Source organism: Nocardioides sp. Root1257, assembly GCF_001425175.1.
In the GTDB taxonomy this organism is placed as follows: Bacteria; Actinomycetota; Actinomycetes; order Propionibacteriales; family Nocardioidaceae; genus Nocardioides.
Map to the genome: position 1 here is coordinate 37,443 of NZ_LMDV01000002.1, position 14,927 is coordinate 52,369.

General features: G+C 72.7%; 11 protein-coding genes. 6 read left to right on the forward strand and 5 right to left on the reverse strand.

All coding sequences use genetic code 11. The features are described 5' to 3' along the window. Positions 1 to 26 precede the first annotated feature (26 nt). A complete protein-coding gene (locus tag ASC77_RS06165; protein WP_162249799.1) occupies positions 27 to 986 on the forward strand; it encodes a lysylphosphatidylglycerol synthase domain-containing protein in 960 nt (319 codons plus the stop codon). Here the strand turns inward: ASC77_RS06165 and recO are convergent. Beyond that, positions 958 to 1,698 carry a DNA repair protein RecO gene (gene recO / locus ASC77_RS06170; protein ID WP_056150095.1) on the reverse strand — a complete coding sequence of 247 codons (741 nt, stop codon included), beginning with the start codon at positions 1,696 to 1,698 and terminating at the stop codon, positions 958 to 960. The two genes, ASC77_RS06165 and recO, sit on opposite strands and share 29 nt — an antisense overlap. 23 nt (positions 1,699 to 1,721) lie before the next feature. Then, on the reverse strand, positions 1,722 to 2,579 hold the full coding sequence (locus ASC77_RS06175) for an alpha/beta fold hydrolase (RefSeq protein WP_056150100.1): 858 nt from the start codon (positions 2,577 to 2,579) through the stop codon (positions 1,722 to 1,724). 66 nt (positions 2,580 to 2,645) lie between these two features. Here ASC77_RS06175 and ASC77_RS06180 point away from each other — a divergent pair, with 66 nt between their 5' ends. Beyond that, positions 2,646 to 5,042 carry an ATP-binding protein gene (locus ASC77_RS06180; protein ID WP_056150103.1) on the forward strand — a complete coding sequence of 799 codons (2,397 nt, stop codon included), beginning with the start codon at positions 2,646 to 2,648 and terminating at the stop codon, positions 5,040 to 5,042. A gap of 18 nt (positions 5,043 to 5,060) precedes the next feature. Here the strand turns inward: ASC77_RS06180 and ASC77_RS06185 are convergent, their stop codons facing one another. Together ASC77_RS06185 and ASC77_RS06190 are read right to left on the reverse strand one after the other, a co-directional pair. Further along, positions 5,061 to 6,596, reverse strand: a complete 1,536-nt coding sequence (locus ASC77_RS06185) for an Ig-like domain-containing protein (RefSeq protein ID WP_056150106.1) — start codon at positions 6,594 to 6,596, stop codon at positions 5,061 to 5,063. Positions 6,597 to 6,606: 10 nt separating this feature from the next. Continuing rightward, the gene (locus ASC77_RS06190) at positions 6,607 to 8,127 is read right to left on the reverse strand and encodes an AfsR/SARP family transcriptional regulator (RefSeq protein ID WP_056150109.1); all 1,521 of its coding nucleotides are present in this window, start codon (positions 8,125 to 8,127) and stop codon (positions 6,607 to 6,609) included. A gap of 251 nt (positions 8,128 to 8,378) precedes the next feature. Between ASC77_RS06190 and ASC77_RS06195 the strand changes: the two genes are divergently transcribed. The 4 genes from ASC77_RS06195 to ASC77_RS06210 all read left to right on the forward strand — a co-directional run bounded on the left by ASC77_RS06195 (position 8,379) and on the right by ASC77_RS06210 (position 12,026). Further along, positions 8,379 to 8,576, forward strand: a complete 198-nt coding sequence (locus ASC77_RS06195; protein WP_056150113.1) for a hypothetical protein — start codon at positions 8,379 to 8,381, stop codon at positions 8,574 to 8,576. Between the two features lie 79 nt (positions 8,577 to 8,655). After that, positions 8,656 to 8,865 carry a hypothetical protein gene (locus ASC77_RS06200; RefSeq protein ID WP_157560343.1) on the forward strand — a complete coding sequence of 70 codons (210 nt, stop codon included), beginning with the start codon at positions 8,656 to 8,658 and terminating at the stop codon, positions 8,863 to 8,865. A 90-nt stretch (positions 8,866 to 8,955) separates the two neighbouring features. After that, positions 8,956 to 11,262, forward strand: a complete 2,307-nt coding sequence (locus ASC77_RS06205) for a MinD/ParA family protein (protein WP_156390953.1) — start codon at positions 8,956 to 8,958, stop codon at positions 11,260 to 11,262. Then, positions 11,259 to 12,026, forward strand: a complete 768-nt coding sequence (locus ASC77_RS06210; protein ID WP_056150123.1) for a hypothetical protein — start codon at positions 11,259 to 11,261, stop codon at positions 12,024 to 12,026. The genes ASC77_RS06205 and ASC77_RS06210 overlap by 4 nt, the downstream gene beginning before the upstream one ends. A 9-nt stretch (positions 12,027 to 12,035) precedes the next feature. Here ASC77_RS06210 and leuA read toward each other — a convergent pair whose 3' ends face one another. Then, positions 12,036 to 13,769, reverse strand: a complete 1,734-nt coding sequence (gene leuA, locus ASC77_RS06215) for a 2-isopropylmalate synthase (protein WP_056150126.1) — start codon at positions 13,767 to 13,769, stop codon at positions 12,036 to 12,038. Between the last annotated feature and the right edge of the window lie 1,158 nt (positions 13,770 to 14,927).

The window sequence follows — 14,927 nt, forward strand, 5'->3', positions numbered from 1 at the left end:
GTGGAGCCCCCGGTAGCCTGCTCGTCGTGCCCGTGCCCCCTCGCCTGATCGCCTTCCTGCGTGCGGCGTACGGCGTGCTGTCGAGCCGGCCGGCGCGCGTGGTGTTCGTCGTGCTCGTCCTGGGCATCGCGACCCGGGCGATCGTCGTGGAGTGGCCGCACATCAAGAGCGCGCTGACCGACCTCGACCCGCTCGCGGTCCTCGGCGCGCTGCTCGCCCTGCTCGCGGGCATGATGGCGGCACTCGCGGCCTGGCGGACGCTGATGGCGGGCCTCGGGTCGCCGTTGCCGTGGCGGGTAGCCGGCAAGGTCCTCTTCGTCGGCCAGCTGGGCAAGTACCTGCCCGGCTCGGTCTGGCCGATGATCGCGCAGATGGAGCTCGGTCGCGACTACGGCGTCCCGCGTCGCCGCTCGGCCACGGTGTTCGTCCTGCTGACGGCGCTCAACCTCGCCAGCGCACTCGGCACAGCCTGCCTGCTGCTGCCCTTCGCCGACGGCGCCGACGGCCGGCTGGCGTGGCTCGCGCTGCTGACCCCGGTCTTCTGGGCGGCCTTCCACCCCCGGCTGCTCAACCCGATCGTCGACCTCCTGCTCAAGATCACCCGCGGCGAGCCGTTGGAGCGGCCGATCACCCTGGCGACCTCCGCGACGGCGCTGGTCGCGCTGCTCGTGCAGTGGGTGTTCTTCGGCCTGCACGTGCTCGTGCTCGGCGTCGACCTGGGCGCGTCGGCCTCGGCGCTGGCCGCCGGAGCCGTCGGGGGGTTCGCCGTCGCCTGGGCGCTCGGCCCGCTGCTGGTGATCGCGCCTGCTGGCCTCGGCGTACGCGAGGTGACCCTGGTCGCCGTGCTCACGCCGCCCCTGACGACGCCGGCCGCCCTGGTCGTGGCCCTCATCTCGCGCCTGCTGATGACCGTCACCGACCTGCTGCTGGCGCTGACCTTCTACCTGGTGGGCCGCGTCAGCGCTCGACGTACGCGAGCGACTTGAGCGCCCGCTCGAGGTGCCAGGCGAGGTACGCCGCCACCAGGCTGCTCGCCTCCTTGAGCTGACGCGGGTGGGCGGCGTCGACGACGGCCCAGTCCCCGCTCAGCAGCGCGGCCAGCAGCTCGACCGTGTCGGGTGACGGGTTGGCGGAGCCGGGAACCCGGCAGGTCGCGCACAGCACGCCGCCCATCGACGGGTTGAACCAGCGGTGCGGCCCGGACCCGGGGTTGGGCACGGTCCCGCAGCGCGCGCAGTGCTCGAACGACGGCGCGTAGCCCGCGACCGCGAGCGAGCGCAACAGGTAGGAGTCGAGGACCTGGCTCGGACCGTGCTCCCCCGCCGTCATCGCCCGCAGGCCGCCGACGAGCAGCAGGAACTGCTGGACCGACGGCTCGCGCTCCTCGGTGACCAGTCGGTCGGCGGTCTCGAGCATCACCGTGCCGGCGGTGTAGCGGTCGTAGTCGAGACCGAGCCCCTTCGCGTACGGCGTGATCGTCTCGGCCTGGGTGATCGTGTCGAGGTTGCGCCCCTCGGCGAGCTGGAGGTCGACGTGGGTGAACGGCTCCAGGCGCGACCCGAAGCGCGACGTCGTACGACGGACCCCCTTGGCGACCGCGCGGACCCGGCCGTGCTGGCGGGTCAGGAGCGTGACGATGCGGTCGGCCTCACCCAGCTTGTGGGTGCGCAGCACTATCGCCTCGTCTCGGTAGAGCACCTGCCCATTGTGCCGGGGCGGCCTCAGGAACCGGTACGACGGCGGCGGCGTGGCGTGCGCCAGCAGCTGTGGGCGAGCTCGACGGCGGCCTGATCGAGCCGCGCCGGCCGCAGCCGCCACTCCAGCGGTGTGCGAGCCGTGAGGTAGCGGGCGCGCGGCAGCTCGGCCGCCAGCATCTCCGCGTCGGCCAGCGGGCGCATCGGGTCGAGCGTGTGGCCGACGACCAGGGCGGGCACGTCCATCCGGCGCCGCTCGCGCACCGAGGGTGCGGCGCGGCCGAAGAAAAGCCCGTGCACCAGGGCCGCCACGGCGCCGGGGCGCTGGTCGCAGGTGTCGAGGGCGATCCCGGCCCAGAACGGCACGATGCCGCGGGGCACCGGCCGGGTCGCCCGGCGCAGCGCCGAGATCACGAACGGTGCGAACCGCGCGGTGAGGAGCAGCGGTCCGAAGGTGAGGACCCCGGCCTCCACCCCGTTGTCGAGGATCGGCGCCTCCAGGATCAGCCCGCGCACCCGGGCCGGTGCGATCGCCGCCGTCTCGAGCGCGGTGTTGGCACCGAGCGAGATCCCCCCGATCACGGCCTGGGGTGCGCCGAGGTGGTCGAGCAGTGCCACCACCTGCTCCGCGAACGCGGTCACCGAGTAGGCCTGCGGGTCGGCCGGCCGGTCGGAGCGGCCGTGGCCGAGCGGGTCCAGGGTGACCACGTGCAGGCCCTCGGCGGCCAGGACCCGGGCGAGCGGCTGCTGCATCCGTCGCGGCAGCAGCTCGGCCGGCAGCAGCACCACCCAGGCGTCGCCCGCGCCGTACTCGGTGAACTCCAGGCGGTCGCGTCCCGTGTCCGTCTCGACGAAGAGCTGTCCGATCCGCTCCGACACCAGCATGGGCCCACAGTAGACGCGCCGCGCGAGGAGTCGCCCTGGACGGCACTGGGGGTCGAGACTGCACCCATGTGGATCCTGGGCCGCGGGCGGCTGAACCTGCCCACGGCCGTGCTCGTGCTCGGCGTCGTCTTCGGCGCCGGGGTGCTCGCGATCGCGTCCGCACCGGACGGCTCGCCGGCGGCGATCTGGTGGCCGGCTGCCGGCATCTCCGTCGCCCTGCTGGCGCTCACCCCCCGCCGCTGGTGGTGGTGGCTGGTCCCGGGGATCGTCGTCGCCACCTGCGCCGCGAACCTCGTCGAGGGCCGCGACCTCGACCTGGCGCTCTGGCTGGCCGTCGCCAACGCGAGCGAGGCCGTCGTCGCCGCCGCGTTCCTGTGTGGCCGCGACCGGGAGCTGCCCGAGCTCGCGAGCCTGGAGGTCTTCCTGCGGCTGCTCGTGGCCGCGGTGCTCGGCGGCGTCACGATGGCCGCGATCGCCGGGATCGGGCTGTCGCTCATCCTCGGCGACCCGTACCTCCAGTCGCTGCGCTCGCTCTCGCTCTCCCATGCCGCGTCGACGCTGGTGGTCCTGCCGATCGTCATGGCCCCCCTGGTCCGCCGACGTCGCGGGCTCGCCTGGGAGCTGTCCGTCCAGCTGCTGGCCCTGATCGTCGTCACCGTCCTGGTCTTCGCCTCCGGCCAGACGCGGTCGCTGGAGTTCCTCCCGCTGCCCCTGCTGATCTGGGCGGCCCTGCGCTTCGACCTCGCGATCGTCGCCTGGGAGCTCGCCGCTCTCTCGGTCATCGTGATCCTGACGAGCTCCGCGGGCCATGGCCCGTTCGGCTTCGACTTCGAGCGCGGCCAGGTGAGCGCGCTGGGCCTCGGTGCCGTGCTCCAGGCCTTCGTGCTCGCCTGCGCCTTGATGGCGCTCCCGCTCGCCATCGGCATCGAGCAGAACCGGCGACTGCTGGCGCGGGTGAGCAGCAGCGAGAAGCTGACCAGCGCGACCCTCGACACGACGGCAGCGATGATCCTGGTGACCGACCTGTACGGCGAGGTGCTGCGGGTCAACGGCGCGACGACGGCGCTCACCGGCTTCGCCGAGTCCGAGCTGGTCGGCAAGGACATCTGGGACATGCCGTTCGCGCCTCCGGGATCGACCGGCTACCCGGCCGGGCTGCCCTCGGAGCCGGACGCCCAGGCGAGCCGCGAGACCGACGTCGTGACCCAGGGCGGCGAGAAGCGCCGGGTCATGTGGAACACCAGCTACGTGCGCGACGACCGCGAGCGGCCGACGTACGTCGTGATCACGGGCACCGACCTCACCGCGGAGCGGACCGCCGCCGGTCTCACCCAGCACCTGCTCGAGGCCGCGGCGACGACCGCGATGATCGGCATCGACCCGCGCGGGCGGATCACGGTCTTCAACGCGGGCGCGGTCAACCTCCTCGGCTACGACGCCCAGGACATCGTCGAGACGCCCTTCGTCGACCTGCTGGACCCCGACCAGGTGCAGCAGCGCTGCCGGGGACTGACCGGCGACGCCGCCTTCCAGCACCTCGTCGCCGGGCTCGGCAGCGCGGGCGAGACGGCGCCGCGGGACTGGACCTGGACCGGCAGCGACGGGCGCCGGCACACCGTGTCGATGACGCTGAGCATCGCGGCCGACACCTTCGCAGCGCGGATCGGCTACCTGTGCGTCGGACGCGACGTCACCGAGGCGCGGGCCAGCCAGGAGATGCTGATCGCCGCCCTCGAGAAGGAGCGCCTGGCGGTCCAGCGGATGAAGGACCTCGACGAGGCGAAGAACGAGTTCGTCTCGACGGTGAGCCACGAGCTGCGCACGCCGGTGACCAGCATCGTGGGCTACACCGAGATGCTCGAGGACGGCTCGCTCGTCGCTCCGGCGCCGGAGCAGCGGCCGCTGCTGCAGAGCATCGCGCGCAACGGCCAGCGGCTGATCCTGCTCTGCGACGACCTGCTGACGCTGAGCGGCATCGACTCCGGCGCGGCCCGGTGGGAGCGCAACGCCGTCGACCTCTCCGCGATCCTGGTCGGCGCCGAGGACGCCCTGCGCGCGCAGCTCGCCGGGCGCGACCTGGACGTCGTGGTGATGTCGACCGACGGTCCGATCCCGGTGCTCGGCGACCGGGTCCAGCTCGAGCGGGCGCTGACCAACCTGCTGAGCAACGCGATCAAGTTCACCGAGGACGGCGGCCGGATCGAGGTGTCCGCCAAGGTCCACGAGGGCGAGGCCTGGCTGACCGTGAGCGACACCGGCATCGGCGTGCCCGTCGACGAGCAGGCCGGCCTCTTCCAGCGGTTCTTCCGGTCCTCCTCGGCCCAGGAGCGCGCGATCCAGGGCACCGGGCTGGGGCTGTCGATCGTGGCCGCGATCGTGGCCACGCACGGCGGCGAGATCGACGTACGGTCCGCGCACCTGGAGGGCACCACGTTCACGATCCGGCTGCCTCTCGCCCGGTGACAGCCGGACAGTGAGCGCTCAGGAGACGTGCAGCACCGTGCCGAGAGCCAGGCACGTGGACTGGGCGCCCTCGCGGAGCTCGGCCGGTGCGACCGTCGCCTGCAGGGCGTACCACCCGGCCTGGTCGACGTAGGGATAGAGCGTCACGGTGGCGTCGCCGTTCATGGTCTGGCCGATGGAGGTCGCGATGGCCCCCGAGCAGCCGGTCGCGCTGAGCTGCTGCTGCGAGGAGTAGGGACCGAGCACGCTCAGGGTCACCCCGACCGCCGGGTAGCGGGGCAACCCGGAGAGGCCGATGCGGACCTCCGCGTTGCCGGCCTGCATCTCCGGGTTCTGCGCGTTCAGGGACACCGTCGGCACGGCCTTGACCGTGGTGACCGCGCCGCAGCCTCGGACCGGCAGCGCCGTGGGCGTGCCGTCGACCGCCACCTCCCAGATGTAGTAGCCGGGCGCGCCGGGCACCTGCGACGGCAGGGTGTAGTCCCCGTCGACGCTGACCGTCGCGCTCCCGGCCCCCAGCGCCGCACCGTCGCACTGGGCGGCGGACGCCGAGGGGAAGGGTCCGTGCAGCGTTCCGGTCGCGTCCCGTGCCATGCCGTCGCCGGCGACGGTGGCGGTGACCCGTGCCGGAGACCCGGCCGAGACGGTGGCGGGGCTGGCGCGCAGGGCCAGCGTCTGCGGACCTCGTACGGCGGCCCGCGTCCTGGCGACGATCGTCCTCCGGGCGCCGCCCTCGGCTGCTGCGGCCTCCCCCTGGCGGACCGGCATCCGCAGACGGAGCCGGTGCTCGGGGACCTGCCGGACGGTGGCGGTCACGCGCTGCCATCCCGCGTGGGACTGGGAGAAGCGGGCTACCGCCCGGCCGTCGTCGCCGGTGACGGCCTGGATCGCCTCGGCGCCGGTGGCGGACAGGGTCACGGGCAGTCCGGGAGCAGGGTGGCCGTGGCCGTCGGTGACGGTGACCACGGCGGCGACCGTGCCGCCGACGTCCGTGCCCGTCGCCGTCAGCCGGGCCCGGTACTCCCCCGCGTGCCGGCGCGACTGGTCGAGCATGATCCGCGCGAACCGTCGCACGATCCCCGGATCCTGCGCCTCGGTGATGCGCCGCTCGCCCCGGTCGCCGCTCGTGCCCCAGCGGCCACCGACGAGGAGGTCGTAGACGCTGACGTCGACGGCGGCGGCCTGGGCCGCGTCGCGGTAGCCGCCGTACTTGGACAGGATCCAGGCCACCCGCTCGGTCTCGCCGTGGGTCGGGCCCCGGCGACCGCCGAGGTCGCCGACGACGCGCGCGCTCCGGTACCCGCGGCGGTTCGGATCCTTGGTCGGCGTCGTCACGAAGACCGGCTTGCCATCGACCAGGTACCCGCCGATCCAGCCCCCGTCGGCACTGCCGTCCGGGGGGATCTCGTAGCCGGCCCACCGCTCGGGTCGGTCCGCGCCGCGCACCGTCGGCCCGGCGGCGACGGTGGGCACCACGAGGAGCGGTGAGACACCCACCACGAGTGCGAGGGCCAGGGCGGTACGACGTCCTCGGACGCTGGTGTTGTCGGACATGACTGCCTCCTCAGCCGACGGGGTTCGGGGGTGCGGTGCCGGGGTCGACCGGTCGGCTCGCGGGTCTGGCTGCGGGAGCGGCGCCGGAGGGTGTCCCCTCGTCCGACGGGCGGTCGGGACTCGCGGTGGACGACGCCGAGGCGGTCGGTGTCGCCGCCGCCGGCTCCACCGACGTCGTCCCCGACGACGCCGGTGCCGCCGCCTCGAGCACGCCCCCCGTGTCCGCCGTGTCCGCCGTGGCCGGCGGGCCGGGGACCCGCAGTCGTCCGCTCACGGTGGACGCCACCGACGACGTCGCCAGCCAGCGGTAGACGCCCGGATCGAGGCCGGCCAGCTCGAGGACCCGACCGTGTGCGCTGCGCACCAGCACCGTGCGTACGACGCCCGCGCCCGTGCGGCCCTGGACCTCGAGGCGGACGACGGCCGGCCGGAGGGTGGAGCGCACCAGGAAGACGGCGGAGCCGACCGCCGCACCGACCGGCCGCACCACCATCTGCCCGGCCTGGATCGCAGCCCCGGCCGGGAGCACGCGCATCGGCGACCCGGTCGACCCGGGTGGGTCGCCCGCGCCGCCGACGCCGTCGCGGTGCCCGATGCCCGCCACCGCCAGAGCGACGGCCAGGACCAGCGCCGCGACACCGAGGAGCCGGAGGAGGGCGCGCCGGGCCTCGACGGGCCGTGCCGGCCCGGGCACCGGTTCGGGGATCGCGATCACCGGCCTGGTCCGGACCGGGGGCGGAGCGACCCGGACCTGGTCGTGGGCAGGGAGCGGCTCGGTCGGCTCGGGCGGTACGGGCGGTACGGGGGGTGCGGTGGCGAGGGCCGGCTCGACCAGGTCGAGGATCGTGCGCGACGGAGGGGCGTCGAGCTCGGACCGCATCGCCGTGCGATAGCGGTCGAACTCCCGGCGTGCGCTGCCGAGGTCGCCGCACTCGAGGTGGGCGCGGATCGCGAGCTCGCTCGCCCACTCCAGGAGGGGGTCGATGTCGCTGGCGGCGTCCGCGGCGGCGGCGGTGAGGGCCAGGTCGTGCACGTCGAGGCCGTGGCGCGCGACTCGTTCGAGCCCCTTCACGCGCAGCCGCTCGAGGGCCTCGCGCTGCTGGAGCACCCAGTCGTCGTACCAGTCGGGGAGCAGGCCCGGCACCGCCAGCCGCGACGGCAGGTCCGCGACCGCGCCGTCGGCGAGCGGGGCCTCGGCCGCGGCGGCGGCCCGCCGTACGTCGTCCACGTCGACCTCGACGTCGTCGCCCAGCCCGATGGTGAGCCGGTCGGCCTGGAGCAGCCCGGGGCTGCGCTGCTGGGTCTGGAGGACGGCGCGGCGCAGGCTGGCGAGCGCCCGCTCGTCGGTGCTCTCCGGCCACAGGGTGCCGGCGACGTGCAGGCGACTGCTCCGCCCGGTCAGGCCGAGAAGCGCGGCGAGCCGCTCCTCGCGGTGCCCCAGCTCGACCTCCGCGCCGTCGACGACGAGCTGCCACCGGCCCAGCAGGCGCAGGGAGAAGCGCTGCTGTGCTGCCCTGGTGTCCTGCGGCATCCCGCCTCCTCGACCTGGAGACCTCGCCGCGGCGCCGCGCCCCCTCACGGCCCCGCGCGAACGAATCCTTCAGTCTGGCAAGAACGGTTCGCCCGCGGCCGATATCGCGCGGATATACCCAACTTTGGGGCAGACATCACGACGCCGGCGACGTAAGGAACCGCGGTCACGCCCTCGTCACGCTGGTGTCACGCGGGGCTCGCTCTCATGTCCGCCTCATTCCACCGCGCCACGTGGGGAGGTGAACACCAATGCGCAGGGAACTGTCCATCGCAGAGCTCGAGAGCGAGCACACCGAGCTGCTTCCGCCCCGGGAGACGCTCTTCTTCGGCAACACCAACTGGGCGTCGGTCATGGCGTCCAACTCGTCACTGGCACTCAACGCGGCGTCGCTGTACTCCGCCGCCAACAGTGCGGCAGTCCAGACGATCACCGTCAGCCAGGGCTGACGCACCACGCGTGGCCTCCCGCTCGTCGGGAGGTCACGCCGGCACCGGTCCCCCACACCGCGGGAAGGAGGTGAACGAGATGTCCCGTCCAGAGATGGCCATCGCAGAGCTCGACGCAGAGGTAGCGGTGCCGCTCCCCCGTCGCGAGACGCTGAGCTGCCAGTTCGCGTGCGTCAACGTCAGCAACGTGATCGGCGTCAACCTCGCGATCGCGATCAACGCCGCCACCATCAACTCGCAGGCGAACGCACTCGCCATGCAGTACCTCGCCTCCGTCCACGTGTCCTGATCCGGCGCCTGACTCCGATCAGGCGGTGGGTGTGTTGCTCTGGCGCACCCGCCGTCCTCACCCCTCTCCACCCCAGAGCACACCAGAGCGATGAACCCAACGACTGCAGACCTTGCCGACCCGCCGCCCGCCACGGAGCGGCGGTGGCGTCGCGCGCTCGGCCTGCAGCTCCTCGGGCCGGTCCAGGGATCCGGGCTGCGTGACGTGGCCTACCTGGTACGCCGGAGCGACGACCAGGTCGTGCAGCTCTCCGAGCTGCTCCACCTGGTCGTCGTGCACGTGGAGCCACCCCGCTCCGCGATCGAGGTCGCGGCCGCCGTGAGCGCGTCGTACGGACGCACCCTCACGGTCGAGGGCCTCGAGCACCTCGTGACGACGCGGCTCCAGCCCCTCGGCCTGGTGCTGCCCGAGGCCGCCACGGAGATGGCCCGGCCGATGCGCGCCAGCCCCATCCTGGCGCTGACGGTGAAAGGCACCCTGCTGCCGGCCCGCTGGACGCGGCGCGTGGCAGCGCTGCTCAGCCCCACGCTGTGGCCGCCCTTCGTGGTCGCCGCCCTCGCGGGCCTGGTCGTGGCCGACTTCGTGCTGCTGACCGGCGACGGCTTCTGGCCGGCCGTCGCCGAGGTGTTCGCGTCGCCGACCCTGGTGCTGGTGATCTACGCCGTGCTCACCGCGGCCGCGGTGGTCCACGAGCTCGGCCACGCGGCCGCCTGCCACTACGGCGGGGCCGACCCGGGCGACGTCGGCGTCGGGATCTACATCGTCTTCCCGGCGTTCTACACCGATGTCACCGACTCCTACCGGCTGGGCCGTGCCGGGCGGGTGCGCACCGACCTCGGCGGGCTCTACTTCAACGTGCTGACCGTGCTGGTGCTGACGGTCGCCTACGTCACCACCGACAACGGGCTGCTGCTCCTCTGCGCGCTCGTGCTGCAGGTGCAGATGCTCCAGCAGCTCATCCCGGTGGTCCGCTTCGACGGCTACTACGTCGTGACCGACGTGGCCGGGGTCCCGGACCTCTTCGCGCGGGTCGGACCGGTGCTCCGCAGCCTGCGGCCGGGCCACCCGGCCGACCCGCGGGTGACCGAGCTGCGCCCGTACGCACGCCGGTTCGTGGCCGGGTGGGTGCTGGTCGTCGTACCGGTGCTGGCGTTCGCCGTGGGCTGGACGGTGTGGCACCTGCCCGAGTTCACCGCCCGGGCCCGCGAGGGCATCCGGCTCCAGCAGACGGTGTTCGACCTGGCCTGGGAGATCCGCGACTGGCCGGCCATGGTGCTGGCGGTCATCTCGATCGCGCTGATCCTGCTCCCACTCGTCGGCGTCGCGGTCCTGCTGTGGCGCCTCGCCGCGTCGCTGGTCGGTTTCGTGCGCACCCGGATGGCGGCCCGCGCCGCGGCCTGGGAGGACCGGACGCTTCCCGGTCTCGACGTCCGCGGCATCGCGTTCACCGACCCGCCGCCCGCGGTGCTGTCCGCGGCCGACTTCACCGACTCGATCATGTACCGCTCACGACCGCCCGCCCCGGGACGCGGATGGCGGCGCGCCGTCTACGACGGCAGCGGGCACCTGGTCAACCCGGGACCCAGCGCGGTGGAGCAGCGCCGGCGCGAGCTCGAGCGGCGCCTGCGCACGCCCATCACCGGCTCGCGCCGGGTCGTGGTGATGAGCCGCAAGGGCGGCGTCGGCAAGACGACCATCTCCCTGGCCCTCGGCAGCACCTTCGCGATGCTGCGCGGAGACCGGGTCATCGCGGTCGACGCCAACCCCGACGCGGGCAACCTCGCGCACCGCGTGGCCCCACCGCAGGAGCGCACCATCACCGACGTGCTCCGCGACCTCGAGTCGATCACCTCCTACGCCACCCTGCGTTCGTACACCGCGCAGGCCGAGGAGTCCCGGCTCGAGGTGCTCGCGTCGGACGACGACCCGCGGATCTGGACGGCGCTGGACCGCAACGACTACCACCGCCTCATCGATCTCCTCGACCGGTTCTACAACCTGATCGTGCTCGACACCGGGACCGGGATCCTGGACAGCGCCAACCAGGGCCTGCTCACCGAGGCCGACCAGATCGTGCTCGTGGTGCGCCCGGGCATCGACGGGGGCCGCGCCGGCGCGCTCACCCTCGACTGGATGGACGAGCACGGCTTCGAGGACCTCGTGTCCCGGGCCGTGGTCGTGGTCAACGCGCAGCACAGTGGCTCCGCCCCGCCGGACCTGATGCGGCGCCACTTCGAAAAACGATGTGCCCACGTGGTGACCGTCCCCTGGGACGGCGCCCTCGAGCAAGGAGCCGTGACCGACATGTCCTCACTTCACCGCAAGACCCGGGACAGCCTCGTCGGCATCGCTGCCGCCGTGGCCGACAACTTCGCCCGGATGGACGACCAGCCGTGAGCGCGGGGACGACGCGCCGACGGACCGTGACCTCGGCCGTGCTCGCCGGCCTCGTGGTCGTCGCACTCGGGAGCGCATCGGCGCCTGCGGCCCATCCCGACCGGATGAGCCGCGACCTCGACCTGGCGGCCAGCGCCAACCCCTCCGCGGCCGACCCGGTCGTGTCCGACGACGCGTTCGACGACGACGTCGTGTCGTTCGCCCGCGCCGCGAAGTCGGACGTCACCGCGACCGGCTCGGCGATCTGCGACGGCTGCGACGCGTCGAGCACGGCTCTGGAGGTCCTCTACGTCAGCCACGCCCGCCGGGCCGGCCTGGACAACACCGCGGTCGCCTGGGCCCAGTCGTGCACCGACTGCATCGCGACGGCGCTCTCGGTGCAGGTCGTCGTCCTCCGGGGCGTGCCGTCGGTCGAGCCCAACAACCGCGCCCTCGCCGTCACGGCGGCGTGTGAGTCGTGCCGGGTGTCCGGCGTGGCGTTCCAGCTGGTCGTGTCCTCCCGCCGTGCGGGCCGACTCTCCGACGACGCCCTCGACGCCCTCCGCACGTGGGTCGACGAGCAGGCGGCAACGCTGCGCGCCCAGCTCGCGACGCCGACGGACGAGACCGCCGCCCCCGAGGAGCCCACCCCCCGGCTGAGCAAGAGGCAGTCCGACCGGCGGGCCAAGCGGATCGCGAACTCCGCGCTCGGGACGCTCGAGGACCTGGTGACCGACGACCTGAACGCCGTGACCGTCGCCGCCGACGTGGAGCTCCGCCGCTGAGCGCGGTCCTCAGGCGCGGTTGACCGCGCTGATGACCGCCTTGAGCGACGCGGTGACGATGTTGGCGTCCACCCCGACGCCCCAGTAGACCTGGTCGAGCACGAGGCACTCGACGTACGCCGCAGCAAGGGCGTCGCCGCCGGCCGAGAGCGCGTGCTCGGCGTAGTCGAGGACACGCACGTCCCACTCGTTGCCCCCGGGCTCGGCGGAGAGCTCGTTGATCGCGCTGACGAACGCCGCGATCGGGCCGTTGCCCTCGCCGTGCAGCGACCGGAGCTCACCGTCGACGTACACGTTGACGTCGAGCGCGTCCTTCTGGCCGGCAGCCGAGGAGGTGTGCACGGAGTTGAGCTTGAGCGGGGTCTCGCGGGTGAGGTACTCCGAGGAGAACACGTCCCAGATCGCCTCGGGCGTCATCTCGCCGCCCTCGGTGTCGGTGCGCTCCTGGATGACGCGGCTGAACTCGATCTGCGCGCGGCGCGGCAGGTCGAGCTTGTGCTCGGCCTTGAGGATGTAGGCGACGCCGCCCTTGCCGGACTGGCTGTTGACGCGGATCACGGCCTCGTAGGTGCGGCCGACGTCCTTCGGGTCGATCGGCAGGTACGGCGCCTCCCACGGCAGCGTGCCGACCGGGACGCCCTGCTCGGCGGCCTGGCGGTCGAGGTCCTCGAGCCCCTTCTTGATGGCGTCCTGGTGGGACCCGGAGAAGGCGGTGTAGACGAGGTCCCCGGCGTACGGGTGCCGCGGGTGGACCGGCAGCTGGGTGCAGTACTCGACCGTGCGGCGGATCTCGTCGATGTCGGAGAAGTCGATCATCGGGTCGATGCCCTGGCTGAAGAGGTTCATGCCGAGCGTCACCAGGTCGACGTTGCCGGTGCGCTCGCCGTGACCGAACAGGCAGCCCTCGACGCGGTCGGCGCCGGCCATCATCGCGAGCTCGGTCGCGGCCACCGCCGTACCCCGGTCGTTGTGGGGGTGCAGCGAGATGACGGTGTTCTCGCGCCGGGTGAGCTGGCGGCCGAACCACTCGATCTGGTCGGCGTACACGTTGGGCGTCGCGGACTCGACGGTCGCCGGCAGGTTGAGGATGATCTCGCGGCCGTCCTCGGGCTGCCACACGTCGCTGACGGCCTCGCAGACCTCGAGCGAGAACGGCAGCTCGGTGCTGGTGAAGATCTCGGGGCTGTACTCGTAGCCGATCACCGTGGTGTCGAGGTAGTTCTCGACGTTCTTCATCACGAGCTCGGTGCCGCGGGTCGCGATGTCCTTGATCTCGTCCTTGCTGGCCCGGAAGACGACACGGCGGAACAGCGGTGCCACGGCGTTGTAGAGGTGGATGTTGGCCCGGGGTACGCCGACCAGTGACTGGACGCTGCGCTCGATCAGGTCCTCGCGCGCCTGGGTGAGGACGGAGATCGTGACGTCGTCGGGGATGTGCTCGCCCTCGATGAGCTGGCGGACGAACGCGAAGTCGGTCTCGCTCGCACTGGGGAAGCCGACCTCGATCTCCTTGTAGCCCATCTTCACGAGGAGCTCGAACATCGACATCTTGCGCGCCGGGCTCATCGGGTCGATGAGCGCCTGGTTGCCGTCGCGCAGGTCGGTGGAGAGCCACCGCGGCGCCTCGGTGATGACCTTCGACGGCCAGGTGCGGTCGGGCAGGTCGATCGGGGGGAACGGGCGGTACCGCTCGTAGGGCATGCCGCTGGGCTTCTGGTTCTGCCGAATGTCCTGGGAAGTCATGGGGTCCTCGCTTCTGAGTTGCGGGGCCGGCGCACGCTCTCACTCCGCAGCGAGGGGGTCCGGCTGTGGCTCAGACCTCGCTGCGGCAGCGAAGGAGAAGCTGGCGCATCATCATGACAACTCTCACCCTAGCCCACGGCCTCGCCGCACGGCGACGCGTCTCGCTGGTTGAGGAAGGCGCGCTGGCGCCTGTCTCGAAACCCCGGAAAGCCGAGCAGGGCGATGTGCGCGGCCCGCGGGTCCGCTCGGGTCGGCCGCCGACAGGCTAGTTACAGCGGGTGACGTCGGCGGTGGGTTGCGGTCCGCCGCCCGGCCTCCGGGTCTGCTCGAAATAGTTCGAACCAACCTCATGAATGACTAGAACACCTGTTCGAATCATGGTAGGATCGAGCATGGCTCGACGCACCCCCACCCAGGACCCGCGGCTGCGGGATCTACTGACGAGCGCGTCTGAAGCCGACCTCGCCGAGCGACTGGCCGCAGCCCGGAAGTTCGAGCTCGCCGCACTCTGGGCCGAGGCCCACCCGGCGCCGGTCGAGGACGCGGTGGTCGACGAGCTCGGTGACCTGGTCATGTTCGGCGACCAGCCCATCACCCTGGCCGGCGAAGGCGCGCCCGGGATGAGCGAGTTCGCGGTCGCGGAGTTCACCGCCGCCTGCGGGATGTCCGCCTACCAGGGCCGCAACTTCCTCGGCGCCGCCCTCGAGGCCAAGTACCGCCTCCCGAAGATCTGGGCCAAGACCATGTCGGGTGAGATCCCGGTGTGGAAGGTCCGCCGGGTCACCGACCGCACCCACCGCCTCAACCCCACCGCCGCCGCCCACGTGGACCGGCAGCTGGCACCCGTCCTGGCGACCTGCTCGTGGGCGAAGGTCGAGTCGGAGGTCGAGACCGCCGCCGCCGTGGCCGACCCCGAGCACGCCGAAGGCGAACGCCTCGACTGCTCCGCCCAGGCACACCTCGACATCGCGTTGACCGACGNAGGTCGAGACCGCCGCCGCCGTGGCCGACCCCGAGCACGCCGAAGGCGAACGCCTCGACTGCTCCGCCCAGGCACACCTCGACATCGCGTTGACCGACGGCCGCCTCAACCGGGGCCTCGTGCCCATCACCGGGCTGCTGGAGTACACCGACGCCCTCGCCCTCGAGGCACAGATC